Raw genomic sequence first — 18,667 nt, forward strand, 5'->3', positions numbered from 1 at the left:
GCCTAACATAGTGGGCTCGTAGAGCCCCAATCTCTTAACTTTAGGCGGAAATTCAAAGGGAATTTCAAAAGGGGTTCAGAATTTTTTAATTCCGAACCCCTTTTGTCTACAAACTGAGAGTCCGCATAAATGCGAACTCTTTCTTTTTTACAGTTTCCGATAAATCCGTTCCTTTGAATCAAAGTCCTCATAATCCTCCGAAAAGGATGATGTATGAAGAGTTTCCTTGCTGCCGACTGCAAGGAAGCCATCTTTACAAAGACTGTCATAAAACAACTGATTAACATAGGTCTGTAATTCACCGGTAAAATAAATCATCACATTCCGGCACATGATGATATGGAACTCATTGAATGAACCATCAGTAAYTAAATTATGCTGGAAAAACACAATGTTTTTAAGGAGACCCGAATCAAGATAAGCATTTTGATAATCGGTTGTATAATACTCCGAAAATTCCTGGCTACCTCCAGCTTGCAGATAGTTTTTCGTATAAGACTGCATTCTATTTAAAGGTAATATCCCTTTTTCCGCATGACGGAGGACTTCATCATTCATATCAGTGGCATAAATCCTCGCCTTATCATAAAGTCCCTCCTCCTTGAGGATGATCGCCATGGAAAAGGCTTCTTCACCGGTTGAACATCCCGCATGCCAAATTCTGATTTCAGGAAGTTTTTTCAGGAGCGGTACAATATTTAAACGAAAGGCTTTAAAGAAATCCGGATCGCGAAACATTTCAGTGACATTTATTGAAAAATCTCTCAATAGCTTCTCGACATACCCTTTTTCATATAAAACCATTTCAATCATTCCGCTGATCCTGCGAACATGGTCCAGCCTCATTCTATTTTCGACTCTTCTTTTTATTGAAGAACGCATATATTTACGAAAGTCATAGCCAGAAACGGAATAAATGGCCTCTAGCAATAATTCGATTTCTAAATCTTCTCTTTCTTCAATCGTTAAAGTATCCTTCATGAAAATCCTTCCTCACCCATACTATCAATCAATTAGTCAGCCATACTCTTAGGACTGATAGCAGCTGATCCAATTTTAATGGTTTGCTGACATAATCGGAAGCGCCGGCCTTCAGGCATTTTTCCCTATCGCCTTTCATCGCTTTTGCAGTTAACGCGATGATTGGAAGATCCTCGAATTTACTTTGCTCGCGAATTCTGGTCATCGTTTCGTAACCGTCCATACCCGGCATCATGATATCCATCAATATAACATCTATATTGTTACCTTTTTCAAGGAGTTCCAAACATTCAAAGCCGTTTTCAGCTGTCAGGATTTCCATCCCCTCATGCTTCAGCGCATTTTTCAGGGCAAATATATTGCGGTGATCATCATCGACTACCAGTACTGTTTTATTGCTGAAAGGTTTGGCCTTATCCTGATCTTCTTCATCCATCATACCTGCATCCTGATCGCCAAAAGGCGCGGCAGAATCATCGTGGTTAGCTGCTGCCACTTCCGGAGAAGCAGCTATTGCTTCGTCGACATTTTTAAAGCCCTCTGGCATGCTTGGAATAAAGAAAGTAAAGGTACTGCCTTGCCCTTCTTCACTATCTACAATGACCCAGCCTCCCAGAAGTTTGGCAAACTCCCTGCAAATCGATAGCCCAAGTCCCGTACCGCCATATTTTCTCATTGTAGCTCCGTCACCTTGCTGGAATGCTTCAAAGATAAGCTTTTGCTTCTCTTTTGATATTCCGATGCCAGTATCCGTCACCTTAATTTCAACCCAATTGCTCGCTCCTTTTGTCTGTATCCATTGTGCTACATTTTCTTCATCAGCTTTTTTGATTTGGACAGACACAGAACCTTTTTCCGTGAATTTAAATGCATTGGATAGCAGGTTTTTCAAAATTTGCTGGAAGCGCTGTTCATCCGTAAAGAAAATATCCGGAACGTTTTTACTTTTTTCGATTATAAAGTCAATGTTCTTTTTCTTCGCTACATGATCGAAGTTACGGTGCAATAACTCAGGAAGCTCACTCAGATTCATTTCATCAAAGACCACTTCAAGCTTTCCGACTTCAACTTTTGATAAATCCAAAATGTCATTGATCAACGTTAATAAGTCTTGACCTGATGAATTAATGACACGAGCGAACTCCTGTTGCTCTTCATTTAATTTACTATCATTAGGATCTGAAAGCATTTCCGATAAAATCAGGATACTATTGAGCGGTGTCCGCAATTCATGGGACATATTTGCCATGAATTCCGATTTATATTTTGAACTTAACTTCAATTCTTCCGCTTGTTTTTCAAGATTCAGTTTAGCGACTTGAAGCTCTTTCGATTTTTCTTCCGTTTCACGATTTCTCTCTTCCAATTGTTCATTGATCATTCGCAACTCTTCAGCCTGTGTTTGCAGTTCCTCTGATTGGGCTTGCATCTCCTCTGACTGTGATTGCAACTCTTCCGATTGAGCCTGTAACTCTTCAGTCTGTGCCTGTGATTCTTTCAATAAACGCTCTATTTCCATCCGGCCCTCAACATTATTGATCGTGATGCCCAGAGTATCAAGAACCTGGTTCAGGAACGTTTTTTGCAGCTTCGTAAAGGCCTCCAAACTCGCCAGTTCAACCATCGCCACCACTTCATCCTCAAAAATGACTGGCGCAATGACAATGCTTTTCGGGTTGACTTCCCCCAATCCTGTCGTAACCAATTGGAAATCCTCAGGGATATCTTCGATGACTTTGGATTTCTTTTCAAGGGCGCATTGACCGATCAAACCTTCGCCAAGACGGAATTCACGCCTGCCCGAATCTTCGCCATCTCCAGCAAAGCTGGCAAGCTTCACAAAGCGCATATCCACACCCTCACCCCGTTTGACGTAAAAAGCTCCAATTGAAGCTCCCATCATCGGTGCAAGTCTTGTAATGAACCGGTCAGCTAGGACTTCCACATCAACAATGCGCTGATACATGGTAGCTATATCTGCAACACGGGTCTGAATCCAGTTCTGTTCACTGATCTTTTCAGTGAAATCTTTTTCTTTTTGGTTATAGATTTCAAGCGATTCCGCCATATCATTGAACGATTTCGCTATATCCCCAATTTCATCAGTGGTCCGAACCGGAATTCTTGGTATGACCGACAAATTTTTAAAATCGATATTTTTGATGACCTTCGTAATCGATTGCAGATCTTTCGATGTGCTCCGAATCATCCAAACAACCGTTACGGAAATGACCAAAATGCTGAGAATAACCGCAAAAATTACAAAACCGATCATATCTTCATAGGTTTGTTTCGAATTACTTAAGGTATCTTTCATGACACCTTCTTGGTAATCCTTAAATTCATCCATCGTACTGATGACTTTCGTTCGTTTTTCCCTTTGGTCATCCATCAGGCTTGAAAGATTATCAGAAGAGTTTCCCGATTTTATCTTTTGGATGAGCTCAGCCTCCGTTATGGAGTAAGAAGCATATTGGGTCTCGAACTCCTTCAATAGCTGCTTCGCTTTCGCCTTATTTAACGAACCTGATAACCCGGCAATTTTTGATTCAATCAAACTATGATTTTCATTGATGATTTCGAGGCTCTCTGCTCTTTCTTCTTTATTTGCATCATTAGCTGCAAACAAAATCTCACGGTCCGATCTAGAAAAAAGCTGACGGATTTCCATCGAAGCTTGAACCTTCTCATAGCGATTTTCAACTATTTCAGTCATGCTGCTCTTTAAATTGTTTAGCGTAAACATCATGAATGAAAGTAAAATAGCCAAGAAAAGCAAGATCAAACCAAATCCCAACATTTGCTTTTTCTTAAAACCCATTTTCCCGCCCACCTTCAATACTTATTTATACCAGCCCGAAATAGCGGCATTGCAAAATACTAGAACTCACCTTATATTCTTTGAAATGATATATAGATAGTTTCATTGTTCAAAATCAATTTTAACATTTTCCAAGCTAAAATGGTTACCTACACTATCATTTTACATGAATTCCTTTTCCAATTAAGTAACAGTCTGCTTACCATTGTCATAAACACCCAAATGAATGGTTCGTACAAAATAAAAGCCGAAAGTTTTCACTTTCGGCTTTTGGTGTGATCCTGTTTATTTAATCTTCTTCACTTCAACATATAAAACATGGTGGCCGTCCATTTCCTTTACAGTAAATTCATATCCGGCGTATTCAATTCTATCTCCGACAGCAATTTCAAATCTGCCTGTCAGGAACCATCCACCCAATGTATCGATATCTTCCTCCGGCAAATCGATCGCAAGGGTATCATTGACATCTTCAACCAATGTTTTAGCATCGAATACATAATGCCCTTCATCAATTTTTTGAATGAGCGGACGTTCATCCTGATCAAATTCATCACGGATTTCCCCGACGATTTCTTCAAGGATGTCTTCAACCGTTACAAGACCAGCTGTTCCGCCATATTCATCGGTCAAAACTGCCATATGGATCCTTTCCTTCTGCATTTTTAGCAGCAGATCATGAATGGCGATCGTTTCAAGAACACGGATGATGGGTGTTACAAAGGAATCCACCGTTAAAGCCGTTACATTATCTTCTGTAATCGTCGCTGTATAAAGGCGTTTGATATTGACCATTCCCACGACATTATCTTTATCACCGTCTATGACCGGATACCTTGTGTACTGTTCTTCCTGAATCAGTTCAACAACTTCCAATAATGGCATGCCTTTTTCGATAACGGTCATTTCCGTACGCGGAACCATGATTTCATTGGCAATGCGCTCATCAAATTCAAATATCTGATTGACATATTTGTATTCCGATTGGTTGATCTCACCGCTTTTATAGCTTTCCGATAAAATGATGCGCAGCTCTTCTTCGGAATGGGCCATTTCGGACTCGGAAGCAGGCTTTAATCCGAACATGCCCGTCAGGAGACGTGCAGAACCATTCAGTACCCAAATGAATGGGTACAAAATGCGGTAAAAGAGAATTAATGGCTTTGCAAATAGCAAGGTCACCTCTTCTGCCTTTTGAATCGCAACTGTTTTCGGTGCGAGTTCGCCGACCACAACATGAAGGAATGTCACGGAACCGAACGCGATCAGGAACGAGATGATGTGACTTACAGATTCCTCTAATCCCCATTTAGTGAACAATGGTTTTAAGATTGCCTCTACTGTCGGTTCACCCAACACCCCTAAACCTAAGGCTGTTACTGTAATCCCCAATTGACAGGCAGATAAGTACTCATCGATATGCGATGTCACTTTCTTGGCTGCGAGGGCATTTCTATGCCCTTCTTCAATTAATTGATTGATCCGGGAACTTCTGACTTTCACGATTGCAAATTCCGATGCAACGAAAAATGCGGTTAATGCTATTAATGCAGCTACTGCCAATAATTTTATAAAAATCTCCAATATGTGCGGGTTCTCCATATAGTTCCAATCCTACTGTTCTTCGGATTAGACATATATGGCTTAATCCCAAGCACCTCCTGTATAAATGGTTATTTTCGTTTAATAAGCATTTTTGCCTTATAACATGAACCAAAACCATTTAGCCTATATCGTTACTATGCACCTTTGTGCATAAAACTATAGAGATAAATTTTAATCATACGAGCAACACTAGTAATGATTGGATCAAGGCCATGCTTTCACGGGATATCTGTTTTTTTAGAAGAAGCTCACTTTTTCCGTCCTTTTCAATCAAGCTGATGAATTCCTGAAGTTCTTCGTTCAGGCCATCCATTTTATTCTTGAGCTGAAGACCTTTTGCCTCAATTGCTGATGCGGCTTCCTTATCCTTTTTAAGTATTTCTTTAATATCTTCCAATGAAAGGTTTTCTCTTTTGTATCCTTCGATACGGCGGAGCCTTTCAAGTTCACCGACTGAATAATAACGGTAATTAGAGGCGGAACGTTCTGCTTTAAGCAAGCCAAGATTCGTATAATAATCTACKGTTCGTTTCGTAACATTCGCCATTTCCGCCAACTCGCCAATTTTTAAAGTCTCGTTCCCAACATAGCCCCTCCTAACCGTCACGTTATGGTTTAGACAAAACTTCATGACATTTTATTCTATTCTATAATCGTACATTATTTTAATTGAAATGAAAAATATTTATTATGCTCTTTACCCCTTATTGGAAAAATAAAAACCGATTAATTGAATAATCGGTTCATTTTTTGAGAGTGTATAAAATATGAACGCTGATTGGAACGTAAGGCACTCGTTTTCCGCGGTCGGTCCGGGAGCCTCGAACAACCGCTCCAATCAACTTTGTTTAAAAATTAAGATGGAACCCTTTTTATCTACAAACTCAAACCGATTAATGGTTTAGTTTATGATCTATTCCAGTGGAGTTTATTTTTTTGTTTTATCTGAGAGTTGATTGCTCAGTATCTTAGGACCGCACTGGCATATGGAAGAATGCTTTAGCTTTTTTATTGGTGTTCCACATGTTTCACAAACTTTTGCTACCATTTATACTGTCCTCCTAACTTTTGTTTCATGATAAATATATTATACTACTTTCATAATGATAATCAATACTAAATTAAAATAATTATAAATAAGATCACCTTTTGTTTTATTAACCTTTCTCTTCACAAGTGATTAAAATAAGGATAAAATATAATAAAACGCATAAGGAAGGTTGGTATTATATGACGAGTGAAATTCGTTCCATTCCCCGTCCCTTAGTACGTACGAATCAATGGGTCATTTTGTTAAGCGCAGCCACCGCCTTATTGACGGGACAAATATGGATATTAGCCATTCCTTTAACAGCGGGGCTTTTGGGTCTTCTCTTTAATTTCAATCCAGTGATGCGTCTGGCAAAGCTCTTTCTTAAAAAGAAACCGTCCGATTATATTCCTGAAGATCATTCACAGCAACAATTCAACCAGGCAATAGCAGTCGTTTGCTTAGGACTTGGATTCACTTCTTTTTTGCTTGGTTGGAATGTTACCGGTTATATATTTACCTTGATGGTCGGAATGGCTTCACTCATAGCCATTCTTGGATTCTGCATCGGCTGCTTCATCCTTTATCAATGGAAGCAATATTCCTATCGCCGATCACTACGCTAATAGCACACATAAATGGGACTGACATTCGTCAGTCCCATTTTATTATTCGGTTGCACGTAAGGAATTACTCTTTTTGACCCAAATGGCGGCCAATGCAATCAGCAATAATAATACAGCTTGCGGCACCAGCGTTTCCATTGTTGGATAAAGACCTATCATTTCTGCAAATGGGAAGGAGCTGATCGTATTTGTCTGTATCACTTGAGAAACCTGAAGTGAGTGGATGGAGACTCCAAGAATCTTGAAAGCCAAGGCATATATGAGTATCGTTGCCACTTTAAAGAATAGGGTCATCGGTAATTTCACACTGTACCGCAGCATGATGAAACCAATTACCACTAAAATGAGGAAGGCAAGGAAAATCCCGCTCAGCAGCTGCTTTAATTCCATATAAGGAGCCATTCCAGCATAAAAGATAATCGTCTCGGCACCTTCACGGAAGATGGATAGAAAACTGATTAAAGCGAAAGAGATGATGCTCCCCGTCGCAATGGCTTGGTTCATTTGCTTGCTGATATATCGATTCCATGCATGGACGTTCGATTTACTATGAAGCCAAAGACCAATTGTCAACATCATCAATACGGCTATTATCCCAGTGATTCCCTCAATATATTCCCGGCTTGAAGCAGCCGTGATCTGAGAGAAAACGATATTGATTATGACCGCCAATATGGAACTGGCAACTAACCCCGCACCAACTCCTGTCCAAATCCATTTTTGTTTGTCCGCTTGCCCGATTTTCTTTAGGAAAGACAGCAATGTAGCTACAATCAAGAGTGCTTCCAATCCTTCCCGTAAAAGGATCAGAGCTGCATCCCATGTTGTATAACCCGTATCCTCAATTAAAGGGAGTAACCTTGTGTTTAAATTGGTTACGATTCCCTTTGCTTCATCCGCCTTTACATTTTTCGATTGCAATAGGCTGATTGCGGTCGGGACCTTCGTTTCCATATCGCTGTAAAGTTTGCTGTCCCTTGTGGAAACCTCCCCTTCTACATTAGGCCAAATTGTTAAGATTTCATTTAGCTTATCAACGGCAGAATCGATTTCATCCTTTTCAATATCCGTTGCACTTCCTTGTAAAAGTTGTGTTACATCCCCAAGTGAATAGGTGTTATTCTGGCTTCCTACTTCAACTTTACCAGCAAGGAAATCCTCGATTAAACCCTTCAATTCAGTTAGATTTTTTTGGGCTTTTTCCGGATCAGGTGGGTCTTGGGTAATCGCTATCCGCACAAAGGCCATTTTCGTTTCGAACTCACCATATGTAGCAACACTTTTCTCCCTGACAATGACCTCTGCATCGGTCCATTGATTCAAGAGATTGGTATATTGAACTTTAGCTTGATCAAAGTCACCTTCAGTTATCAAAGCCTCCAACTTATCTATTAATGGAAGTATCGCTTGTAACCGTTCTTTATAGTCAGTCTTGTCCACAGGGTTTTCGTTTGTATCATAAATAACAAGCGTACTTGATAATGCCGATAATCGCTTTTTGATTTCATCTGTGGAGGCTCGGTCGCTCACAGCACGTTTTACTGCGGATAGCTTCTCGTCGACTTTCCTCGCACTTTCGCTGTCCGTTTTTATCGTTTTCCAATCTTGCTCGAATCGCTCGATATTTTTCGATACTTCCTCAAGGTCGCCTGATTTCACCTTCATTAAACTATCGCCAATATAAACAAAGAGCTGATCATGGTTTTCACCCGCCGAAACCATCTTAATATCAGTCGAAAGAAATAAAAGACTGACGACTAAAACAAATATTCCACTCTTCCATCTAGAAACGGTCATAGTGGTCCCTCCTTATTCATGAACTAAAATCGCCAACTGGATAATATCCATGCTGGCGATTTTCACATCCTCATTTGAAATGATATTTATCCAAAAAGGGAATCCCCGATATAGCCACCCTTTTTCACACCTGGTAAACAAGCGAACATGGCACTGCCCCTGTGAACGATATATTCGTTGAGCTTATCATTTTTTGCCAGTCGCTCTTGTATCGGTATGAATTGTTTACTTGGGTTTCGCTGAAAACAAATGAATAGCAAGCCTGCATTGAAGCTCCCTGTTTTGGGATCCATTCCATCTGCATATGAATATGGACGCCGCAATATCTTTGCTTTTCCGTCCCCTCTGGAGAGACTTACATGTGAATCTTCTGGAATGATCCGGTTTCCATTTGGGTCTTTAGCTTCGAGATCCACGGTATCGAACTCATTTTTCATTCCTAGTGGAGCTCCACTGTCGCGATGACGGCCAAACGTATTTTCTTGTTCTTTCAAAATAGTCCGGTCCCAAACTTCAATGTACATCTGGATTCGCCGCACCACCATATAACTGCCTCCAACAAGCCAGTCAGGACCGTCCTCGCCCTTCACCCAAACATGCTCATTCATTTCATTATCATCATTCGTATCCGGATTGACGGTCCCATCCTTAAACCCGAAAAGGTTACGTGGTGTCGTTTTTTGTGAATCGGCTTGCTTAGTCCGTTGAAAACCTGTTTGTGCCCAATGAATGATCGCTTTCCCTCTGCCGATCCTCACTAAGTTCCGGACGGCATGGAAAGCCACTTGAAGATCATCTGCACATGCTTGAATACAAATATCCCCACCGCTCCATTCTTCTTCTAAAGCATCTAAAGGGAATTGGGGCAGGTCCTTTAATTCAGCAGGTCTTTTTGATTTCAAACCAAATCGATCTTTGCCATCCTTCGAAAACAGGGTCGGACCCACTCCAAAAGTGATCGTTAAATTGGAAGGTGATAATTCTTTCGCTTCCCCCGTATCCTTTGGGGGCATATTCGTATTAAGTGATGTATCACCAATCAAGTTCCCCGCTGTCATCTGAGCCGCAGCCTCTGTCCAATCCTTGAATAACTGGATTAAGTCTGATCTTTTATCCGTGGTTACTTCCAATGACGCGAAGTAAAGGTTATCTTGCGCTTCAGTGGTGATACCAGCTTGATGCGCTCCATAAAAAGGTACAATATCCTTAGTTTGTCCCTTCGCCTTTTGTTCAGAAAGTGTCAGCAGCCCGCCAAATCCGGATGCTCCTATCACGACTCCGATTCCACCCACTCCTGCCGTTTTCAGCATGTTACGACGACTCACCTTTTTTGTAAAAAGTCCGGTTTCATCTTTCGGCGTATGTTCTTTCAATTAAGATTCCTCCGTTACAATCCCTATTTGCGAAAGTGGTTCAGCCAATGCATCAATTGCTTGACTTAACTCTTTGACTTCAGATTCCTTTAAATCCGTATATGAGATGTATCCATCCCCTTCTTTATGCTTTTCAAGCAAGTCGTATACATCGTCAAAACGTTGTTGGATTTCCGCAGCAAGCTTCGCATCCTTTTCTTTCAGCGCTGGAGTAAGCAGTTCATAGATCTTCTCTGCACCTTCAACATTAGCCACGAAATCATATAAATCGGTATGGGAATATCGGTCCTCTTCTCCTGTCACTTTACTTGTTGAAACTTCATTCAATAAATCCACCGCACCCGTGATCAACAAATCGGGTGTAACCTCAACCGTTTCAACTTTGGCCCGAAGCAAATTGACATCACTCATTAATTGATCTGCAAACTTTTCGTATCCTTTCGTTGTATTTTCTTGCCATAACCCCATTTCAATCCTATGGTAACCGCCCCATTCTTCATCTTTGACATCCCCTTTACGCGCATCTATTTTGGGATCAAGATCGCCAAAAACTTCAGCGATGGGTTCCGCTCTTTCATAATGCATCCGTGCTGGTGCGTATAATTCCTTCGCCTTTTCAATATCACCGTCAGATACGGCCGTGGTGAATTCTTCCGTTGCGTTTACGAACTCTTCTATTTCACCAATGGCATATTCCCGGTACTCGCTAGATACACCATCAAGCTTACTCGCACTCACTTCTTTGGCCTTATCATCTGCCGGTTTAGTTCCTTCCTTTTCCTGCGCACAGCCAAATAATAGACTGGTTGATAGTAAGACTGCTAATGACGCCTTTGCTTTCTTCATATTGTATTCTCCCTTTGAAATGATTTGTAGATTCATATTAGCAGATAATGAAATTCATTATCAATATATATTTTAATGGAAACATCACATTATTCATTTCCTTCCAAAATATTCAACTCTATCCCTTCTCCTTTAGTATGATAAACCACCAGCTGGCTAAAAATGAAAAAGGCAGCCTATATATCTGCTACCTTTCACGCTCACTCATTAATTTGTCATTTTCTTTGTCCATGATTTTTGTGATTTCCTCAACAAATTGATTGATCAATATTAGCTCTTGCTCATTATAAGCTGAGCATAATTCTTTTGTGGCCATGGAGAGCGATTGATAGTGCGATTTAATCTGTTCCTGCCTTTCCGGTATCGGCATAATCATTACCTTTCTTCCGTCCAATTGATCTCGTTCCCTTTTAACATAACCCGATTTCTCAAGGCGATTGATCAGTGCCGTAATCGAACCCGTGCTCAATCCTGTAATTTTGGATAATTCACCAGCGGTAATCGGTCCTGTTTCATTCAATATTTCAGCACTCTTTAAGTCCGTATGGGACACCCCTATTTTCTGGGCCATATTTTGTTGAAATAAAACGGATCTCATTCCATACCGCTGCAATCTGTGTGTTAAACTCTCTAACAGAGCTGAATTCAGCCTATTATCGCTTGACATAAAATGCCACCCCTTTTACACTTGAATTTATCTTGATTATCAAGATAAACGGTTTTTTTCATCTTAACGTTTACCCTTCAACCATGTAAAGGAAATTCATGAGCTGGTTGATATGAAGGAGGAAAATAAATGAACGTTCAAAAAAAACAAAAATTCATTGTTGCCGGTTTACTACTGGGTATCCTGATGTCAGCAATGGATAATACGATTGTTGCTACTGCGATGGGAACGATCGTTTCTGATTTAGGCGGATTTGATAAGTTTGTATGGGTGACATCTGCCTATATGGTCGCCACGATGGCAAGTATGCCGATATTCGGTAAGCTTTCGGACATGTATGGTAGAAAGAGGTTTTTTATTTTCGGACTTATAGTCTTTTTGATTGGTTCCGCATTATGCGGCATGGCTCAGAGCATAGTGCAGTTAAGTATCTTCCGTGCAATCCAAGGGATCGGCGGAGGCGCCTTGATGCCTATAGCCTTTACGATTATTTTTGATATTTTCCCACCTGAAAAAAGGGGAAAATTAACTGGCCTTTTTGGTGCTGTATTTGGGGCATCAAGTGTATTGGGACCACTTTTAGGTGCTTATATTACTGAATACTCCAGCTGGCACTGGATTTTCTACGTCAATGTTCCGATTGGAATCATTTCTTTATTTTTCATCTGGAATTATTACAAGGAGTCACCCAACACCCAGGAGCAAAAAATTGATTGGGGTGGCGCAGCAACTCTCGTCATAGCCGTTATTAGCTTAATGTTCGCTCTTGAACTAGGCGGGGAGTATGGTTGGAGTTCCTCTCCCATCATAGGCCTGTTTGCCAGTTTTGTGGTTTTCTTCGTTTCATTTTTCTTTTTCGAAAAAAGAGCAAAAGATCCAATCATTTCATTATGGCTGTTTAAAAGACGATTATTTGCCACTTCTCAGATTTTAGCCATTCTATATGGCGGCACATTCATTATTTTAACCGTTTATATCCCGATTTTCGTGCAGGCAGTTTACGGTGGTTCCGCAACAAATGCCGGACTGATCCTAACTCCCATGATGCTTGGTTCTGTATTCGGCAGTGCAATTGGCGGGATATTCAATACAAAGACAAGCTTTCGCAACTTAATGACGATTTCCGTCATCTGTTATTTTGCAGGTATGCTTCTATTAGGGACCATCACCCCTGATACCAGCAGGACTTTATTAACTTTGTACATGATTCTGACTGGATTTGGCATGGGCTTTTCTTTCTCCCTTTTGCCTATTGCGTCCATTCACAACTTGGAACCTAGATTCAGGGGGTCTGCCAATTCAACAAACTCATTCCTCCGGTCATTTGGGATGACACTCGGTGTAACGATTTATGGAGCGATTCAAACCAATGTATTCCAAAGTAAAATGACGGATGCATTTAAAGGAATGCAAGGAGGTCCGGATACAGCCGGCTTGATGGATGACCCACGTCAGCTCTTCCAATCGGAAGCACGTGCCGAGATTCCGGACTTTATCCTGGATAAAATCGTTCATGCGATGTCCGATTCGATATCATTGATATTCACCTTGGCTCTCATTCCGATCGGTCTTGCTGCAATCACTGTGTTCTTCATGGGAAAAACAAGGGTGGAAACACCTTCAAAAAAGGAATCCTTACAATAAACAAAAAGCGCTGCACTCCCAGCGCTTTTTGTATTTTCATCTCCCTTCTATAAAGGAGGTGAAGATTGCCGAAATATCATTCCACTACTAAAATATAAGTAACACATTCACATACCGAGGTGAGAAGTTTGAAGATCGTATGTTTTGGAGACAGTTTAACCAGAGGCATCTCTTATGTTAGGGGGCGCCTTCGCATCATTAAAGAAAATTATCCAAACTCTTTAGCTAAGCTAACAGAATCTTTGCCATTCGTCGAAGTTTTGAATAAAGGGGTTTTCAATGATAACTCCGACCTGTTGGTAAGCCGGATCGAGAAAGACGTCATGTCGGAAAATCCCGATATCGTATTAATAGAGGTCGGTGGAAATGACTGTAACTTCCATTGGGACGAAGTAGCCAAGAATCCAGAAGGTGACCATGAGCCCATCGTTCCAATCGAACGCTACCTGGAAAATGTCACACAACTTGTCAAGCAGGTTCAGGACAAGCATATAACCCCTTTCCTTTTAACTCTTCCGCCACTGGATCCTGCCAGATATTACAGATCCATCGCCGATAAGTTCGGTCATTCAATCGGGCATTTCGTTTCCCATGTCGGCGGTATTGAACATTGGCATGGGATGTATAATCGCCAATTGAAAAGCCTTGCAGAGGAACTAAAGGTGCCTTTGATCGACGTCCGTTCCCATATTAAATCCTCCGGTGACTTGGGTCCCTTGATTAGCGATGATGGCATCCACCTCACTTCAGAAGGATACCAGCAAATGAGCCTGGCCATTTTCAGTGATTTGCTGAAGCATATGGAAGAAGATATGTTTCCTAAAGCCATAAAACGGTAAAAAGGCAAAGCATGGCGCTTTGCCTTTTTGGGTTTTACAGACTTTTCACTTCCACGTTTTCCGGAAGCTTGAAAGGGTTTTCGGTATTGATCCGGTCATAAAACATCATCCCGTTCAAATGATCTAGCTCATGTTGAAACACGATTGCAGCAAAGCCCTTCAGCCGCATCTCTATTTCCTCACCATTACCGTCAAAAGCTTTGATTTTAACCCGTTCATAACGCGGTACATATCCTTTAATATCACGGTCGACAGAAAGGCAGCCTTCACTTTGCGGTAAATAGATCATTGTGGCGGAATGGCTGATGATTTTCGGATTCACAAGGGCATATTCAAACAGCTTCCCCTTTTCGTCGGGAAAATACATGACGAACATGCGTTTATTCAAGCCTATCTGATTGGCAGACAACCCAACTCCTTCACGCAAGTTGAACTTCTTTTGGAGTTTTGGATCCTGACTGTTTTTCAGGTATTGCATCATGCATTCCAGCGTTTCACGATCTTCATCCGAAATCGGCAGGCTAACTTCATCCGTTACCTGACGCAGAATGGGATCCCCTTCTCTAACGATATCCTTCATCGTAATCATATAGTCTTTTATAAATTTACTCATAGAACTTCACACTCTTCTACCATTTTATTTTTTCATGACTTAGACCATTTCACTTTAGCATTTCGCATTTAAAAAGTCTAATATCCCGGATAGATTAAATATTTCTAAATTCCGGACTATTTAAACTCTCATACATAAGTGTTATTTCTTTCCTTTAACATTATTTACCTTTAATTTAAGGTACAAAGACCTATAGATTACATGTTTAAAAATTTTATACTGAATATATATACTTAAAGGAGATGAAAAATTGAACTCGAACTCTAAATTAGTTTCGAAATTGCTGCCGTTCCTTACGGCTCTCATTGTGATAATTGCTGGAATCAGTTGGTATGCTGTTACTCAGTCAAAGGATATGGTCATTCCTTTTTCATCGGTGGAAAAAACGATTAAAGCCCAAAATGGAGCTCCTGTCACCATTGAAGAAAAAAGAAATGGCACTCTTCACATTTCCACACCAGATGGAGAATACGTTTCAAGTATTCCTCCCAACAGTCAAATGATCAATAAACTTGTCGAAACTTATAACGTTCAATATTCTTTTTCATCAACTAATAAATCAGCATTATGGATTTTAGGCGGGTTAATGGCGGCCCTCGTCACAACCGGTGTCATTATACAGAAAAAATCAAAGGGCGGATTGCGGATCGGCAGCAAAAAACAAAGCCTTTCCACCCCAAAACCCCTGCCAGAGATAACTTTGGATGATGTAGGCGGTTTGCAATCCGAAATCAAACAGGAGATCCTTCAGACACTTACTACACTAAAGGAACCTGAACGTTCAGCTAAAATTGGAATTAAGCCGCCTCAAGGCATTTTATTATACGGCCCTCCTGGAACGGGTAAAACGCTGCTTGCACAGGCAATTGCAAAAGAGCTTGGTGCAAACTTCTTCTCAACGAGCGGTTCAGCCTTCAACGAAATGTTTGTTGGAGTCGGTGCAGCCCGAGTCCGCAGCCTTTTCCAAAATGCACGTAAGCAATCGCCAGCTGTCATTTTCATCGATGAAGTGGACGCATTGGCTGGTAAAAGGAAAACCCAAGGCGGGGAAGAAGGCGAAAAAACGTTAACCGAACTGCTTGTCCAATTGGATGGGGGCCATCCAAATGAAGGCATTTTATTCATTGCAGCGACCAACCGGAAAGATATGCTCGATGAGGCATTTCTACGTCCTGGCAGGATCGATTTCTCTTTCCAAGTCCCACTTCCGGATACACAAGGAAGAAAGGAAATCATCGATATCCATACGAAGGGAAAGCGTCTAGCGACAGATGTCCTGGCTTCCCTGGATGAATTGGCTGAAAGTACATCCGGTTTCTCCGGCGCTGACTTAAGCTCCCTGTTCGATACTGCCTCACGTCATGCCCTGAGGAATGAACAGGATATGATTCGTAAACAGGATCTTGATTACGCGATTGACCGTACGATACTTGGAGCGACATCACGTACCTTGAATGATGCGGATACGAAGCGGCGTGTGGCCATCCATGAAAGTGGACATGCCCTGATTGCTGCTTTGACAAAGCCTGGTTCCGTTAGAAAGGCAACCATCATTCCGCGTGGGGAAGCCCTTGGATATGTAGCCCCGATACCAAAAGAACTCCATTTGGCAACAGCCAGTGAATTGCTCGATCAAGTCAAAATGATCTTGGCAGGCGGCGTGGCGGAAAGAATGTATTTAGGGGAACATAGCATAGGTGTAGGCGGAGATGTACAGCAGGCGAAACATCTGCTGGAACAAATGGTCGATACCGGAATGCTTCAAGATGGATTCACCCTCACCTTCAATAAAGGTGAGAAAGAGCAAAAGATGCAGGAATTATTCACGAAAGCGATTCAGGAAACGGAAATGTTGATTGACTCGAATCGCCTACAGTATGAAGAGCTCGTTGAAGAGTTATTGAAAAAAGAGACACTTGAGGGATCTGAAGTTCAGCGTATCGTTGACGCTTCGGAAATAACCGGCATATGCTCGAATGCATAATACTCTTTCCACCAAGTCTTAAGAACTAATTTCCAGAGCCTGTTTGCAATAAAACAGGCTCTTTTTTCATATGTGGTATTGAGCCGCAAAGCCAATCTTTAATTAATATTTTAAGTAGGCAGTCCCTGTGCTGCTAGCAAAATGAAAGGGAAGTCACTGGCAAAATCACAGTGGCCTTCCCTTACCAGAAACCTAACTGAATGGGTTACTTATCCGCTTCTGACCTGTTTTACACCAAGGGATTTAGCCATATGTTGTTTCGATATCTTGGCCTTAAAATCATCCTTTTTCAAACGCATCGCAAATAATAGGGCTATGACGAGCAAAGCCACAGAACCTAGGAGAGCAAATTGATAGGATATTACATTAACATGGTGCTCCCCATTCATTCCTATCGAGCTAGTGCCCACTTCCCCCAGAATGCTGGCTAGGATGGCTACACCAATGGCAGAGCCAATCCGGTTTTGGACATTGAACAATGTGGCCGCCATTCCCATCGAAGCAGAGTTGATATTGGTGAAAGTGGAAAACTGTACGGCCACAACAGTATGTCCCAAACAGATACCGACATTAAATAATAAGGCACGAAGGAACCAGAGGTTGGCTGTCGGCCCGACAATGCTGATCAATGTATAAATGATGATTGTACCAAGCAGCCCTATCCGGATCACCTGATGTATGCCCAGTTTCTTCGTAGTCCAAGGCATCATCCGGGAGGCCACCATCAAACCTATAGCTTCCGGGAAAGTGGTCAGCCCGCTTTCTAAAGCTGAAGCATGAAGCGAACTTTGATACATTAACGGGAACACGAAGAGCATCCCCAATAAGCCCGCCATTGAAAATAATGAAATGATGCCCAATGTCCGAAACAATCGATCGGATAATAAACGCAAATCAAGCATCGGTTCGTTCACACGCAGCTCCAATAGAATAAATGAGAGAACAAGAACTGCACCGATAATTCCTGTATACATGATAACGGGGGAACCCCATCCTTTAGATGGCCCTAAGCTCATTGCATACATCAGCATGGAAAAGCCTGCAGCTGACAATAAGAATCCTGGAATGTCCAATCTGCCAGCAGTTGATTCTTTATTTTCTTTTAAAAACCATACACCGAATATCAGGACCATAATTCCGAAAGGGACATTTATATAAAATGCCCAACGCCAAGACAGCTGCTCCGCAAGGAATCCGCCAACAATCGGACCAACAGCTGGTGCGAATGCTATGGGAAGCACAAGGGAACGGGACACCTTTGGGCGTTCTTCAACAGAGAACGTTCTAAATAATATGGCCATTCCAATTGGCGTAAGGATCCCGCCTCCTGCCCCCTGCAAAACCCTGAACAAATTCAAGGTTTGAAGATTATTAGCGAATCCGCATAAAAAGGAGGCTGCCGTAAAGACACCCAATGCCATCAAGAAGATTTTCTTGGTTCCAAAACGATCCCCAAGCCACCCAGCTACCGGAAGGAATACAGCCAGGCTTACTAAATATCCAACATTAATGCCACTGGCTGAAGAGGGATCAAGGTTAAATTCACTACTGATCGTTGGCAGGATCACATTGACAATCGTCCCGTCCATCGAAACCATGAACATCGCTATGACATAAACGATGCTAACTACTATTTTAGGGTCCATTTGTATCCTTACTTTCATTTTGTTCCATCAATGCTAGCAACTAGTTTTATGTATTTCCAGCAGTCCTCTCGATATATCAATGACCAGCCTTCTGGAATAACCAAAAAGGCGGGCCAAAGGGAATTTCGACCTTCTTCAATTATAAATTCATTGTAGATCCCATTTTCATTCACAAAACGGTTGGTCATCAGTCAT

Annotated in this window: 15 protein-coding genes; 4 read left to right on the forward strand and 11 right to left on the reverse strand. The window is 41.5% G+C overall.

Going from position 1 to position 18,667, the window contains the following annotated elements:
• Positions 1-147: 147 nt before the first annotated feature.
• From AC1DVB_RS06360 to AC1DVB_RS06375, 4 genes are all read right to left on the reverse strand, one after another.
• Complete coding sequence (locus tag AC1DVB_RS06360) at positions 148-981, reverse strand: CheR family methyltransferase (RefSeq protein ID WP_477588635.1); 834 nt, start codon at positions 979-981, stop codon at positions 148-150.
• 28 nt (positions 982-1,009) lie between these two features.
• Positions 1,010-3,802, reverse strand: coding sequence for a response regulator (locus AC1DVB_RS06365; protein ID WP_239859964.1), 2,793 nt, complete (start codon positions 3,800-3,802; stop codon positions 1,010-1,012).
• Between the two features lie 285 nt (positions 3,803-4,087).
• Positions 4,088-5,386 (reverse strand): hemolysin family protein, encoded by a 1,299-nt coding sequence (locus AC1DVB_RS06370; RefSeq protein ID WP_095679787.1) that lies wholly within the window; start codon positions 5,384-5,386, stop codon positions 4,088-4,090.
• 196 nt (positions 5,387-5,582) lie between these two features.
• Positions 5,583-6,038, reverse strand: coding sequence for a MerR family transcriptional regulator (locus AC1DVB_RS06375; RefSeq protein ID WP_477588638.1), 456 nt, complete (start codon positions 6,036-6,038; stop codon positions 5,583-5,585).
• A 599-nt stretch (positions 6,039-6,637) separates the two neighbouring features.
• Between AC1DVB_RS06375 and AC1DVB_RS06380 the strand changes: the two genes are divergently transcribed.
• Entirely contained in the window at positions 6,638-7,063 is a 426-nt protein-coding gene (locus AC1DVB_RS06380; RefSeq protein ID WP_096340800.1) for a DUF4395 domain-containing protein, read from the forward strand.
• Between the two features lie 42 nt (positions 7,064-7,105).
• Here the strand turns inward: AC1DVB_RS06380 and AC1DVB_RS06385 are convergent, their stop codons facing one another.
• From AC1DVB_RS06385 to AC1DVB_RS06400, 4 genes are all read right to left on the reverse strand, one after another.
• Positions 7,106-8,860, reverse strand: a complete 1,755-nt coding sequence (locus AC1DVB_RS06385; protein WP_477588641.1) for an FTR1 family protein — start codon at positions 8,858-8,860, stop codon at positions 7,106-7,108.
• Positions 8,861-8,946: 86 nt separating this feature from the next.
• Positions 8,947-10,233 (reverse strand): iron uptake transporter deferrochelatase/peroxidase subunit, encoded by a 1,287-nt coding sequence (gene efeB / locus AC1DVB_RS06390; RefSeq protein WP_328119608.1) that lies wholly within the window; start codon positions 10,231-10,233, stop codon positions 8,947-8,949.
• On the reverse strand, positions 10,234-11,079 hold the full coding sequence (efeO, locus tag AC1DVB_RS06395) for an iron uptake system protein EfeO (RefSeq protein WP_454862423.1): 846 nt from the start codon (positions 11,077-11,079) through the stop codon (positions 10,234-10,236).
• Between the two features lie 187 nt (positions 11,080-11,266).
• Positions 11,267-11,746, reverse strand: a complete 480-nt coding sequence (locus AC1DVB_RS06400; protein WP_477588644.1) for a MarR family winged helix-turn-helix transcriptional regulator — start codon at positions 11,744-11,746, stop codon at positions 11,267-11,269.
• A 129-nt stretch (positions 11,747-11,875) separates the two neighbouring features.
• Here AC1DVB_RS06400 and AC1DVB_RS06405 point away from each other — a divergent pair, with 129 nt between their 5' ends.
• Together AC1DVB_RS06405 and AC1DVB_RS06410 are read left to right on the forward strand one after the other, a co-directional pair.
• The gene (locus AC1DVB_RS06405) at positions 11,876-13,390 is read left to right on the forward strand and encodes an MDR family MFS transporter (protein ID WP_239859956.1); all 1,515 of its coding nucleotides are present in this window, start codon (positions 11,876-11,878) and stop codon (positions 13,388-13,390) included.
• A gap of 128 nt (positions 13,391-13,518) precedes the next feature.
• Positions 13,519-14,229, forward strand: coding sequence for an SGNH/GDSL hydrolase family protein (locus tag AC1DVB_RS06410; protein ID WP_052137159.1), 711 nt, complete (start codon positions 13,519-13,521; stop codon positions 14,227-14,229).
• A gap of 34 nt (positions 14,230-14,263) precedes the next feature.
• Here the strand turns inward: AC1DVB_RS06410 and def are convergent, their stop codons facing one another.
• Entirely contained in the window at positions 14,264-14,842 is a 579-nt protein-coding gene (gene def, locus AC1DVB_RS06415) for a peptide deformylase (RefSeq protein WP_034304843.1), read from the reverse strand.
• A 250-nt stretch (positions 14,843-15,092) separates the two neighbouring features.
• Here def and AC1DVB_RS06420 point away from each other — a divergent pair, with 250 nt between their 5' ends.
• Positions 15,093-16,826: an AAA family ATPase gene (locus AC1DVB_RS06420; protein WP_477588647.1), complete on the forward strand. Its 1,734-nt coding sequence runs from the start codon at positions 15,093-15,095 to the stop codon at positions 16,824-16,826.
• 209 nt (positions 16,827-17,035) lie between these two features.
• Here the strand turns inward: AC1DVB_RS06420 and AC1DVB_RS06425 are convergent, their stop codons facing one another.
• Complete coding sequence (locus AC1DVB_RS06425) at positions 17,036-18,490, reverse strand: DHA2 family efflux MFS transporter permease subunit (protein ID WP_477588649.1); 1,455 nt, start codon at positions 18,488-18,490, stop codon at positions 17,036-17,038.
• Entirely contained in the window at positions 18,487-18,660 is a 174-nt protein-coding gene (locus AC1DVB_RS06430; protein WP_082609240.1) for an MbtH family NRPS accessory protein, read from the reverse strand. The genes AC1DVB_RS06425 and AC1DVB_RS06430 overlap by 4 nt, the downstream gene beginning before the upstream one ends.
• Positions 18,661-18,667: the final 7 nt, after the last annotated feature.

It is taken from the genome of Peribacillus sp. P4_D6, assembly GCF_056401795.1.

What these genes read in the sequence shown, in the direction of transcription:
- AC1DVB_RS06365 (WP_239859964.1), bottom strand. Translation starts at nt 3,802, where the DNA reads ATGGGTTTTAAGAAAAAGCAAATGTTGGGATTTGGTTTGATCTTGCTT.
- AC1DVB_RS06380 (WP_096340800.1), top strand. Translation starts at nt 6,638, where the DNA reads ATGACGAGTGAAATTCGTTCCATTCCCCGTCCCTTAGTACGTACGAAT.
- AC1DVB_RS06385 (WP_477588641.1), bottom strand. Translation starts at nt 8,860, where the DNA reads ATGACCGTTTCTAGATGGAAGAGTGGAATATTTGTTTTAGTCGTCAGT.
- efeO (WP_454862423.1), bottom strand. Translation starts at nt 11,079, where the DNA reads ATGAAGAAAGCAAAGGCGTCATTAGCAGTCTTACTATCAACCAGTCTA.
- AC1DVB_RS06400 (WP_477588644.1), bottom strand. Translation starts at nt 11,746, where the DNA reads ATGTCAAGCGATAATAGGCTGAATTCAGCTCTGTTAGAGAGTTTAACA.
- AC1DVB_RS06405 (WP_239859956.1), top strand. Translation starts at nt 11,876, where the DNA reads ATGAACGTTCAAAAAAAACAAAAATTCATTGTTGCCGGTTTACTACTG.
- def (WP_034304843.1), bottom strand. Translation starts at nt 14,842, where the DNA reads ATGAGTAAATTTATAAAAGACTATATGATTACGATGAAGGATATCGTT.
- AC1DVB_RS06425 (WP_477588649.1), bottom strand. Translation starts at nt 18,490, where the DNA reads ATGAAAGTAAGGATACAAATGGACCCTAAAATAGTAGTTAGCATCGTT.
- AC1DVB_RS06430 (WP_082609240.1), bottom strand. Translation starts at nt 18,660, where the DNA reads ATGACCAACCGTTTTGTGAATGAAAATGGGATCTACAATGAATTTATA.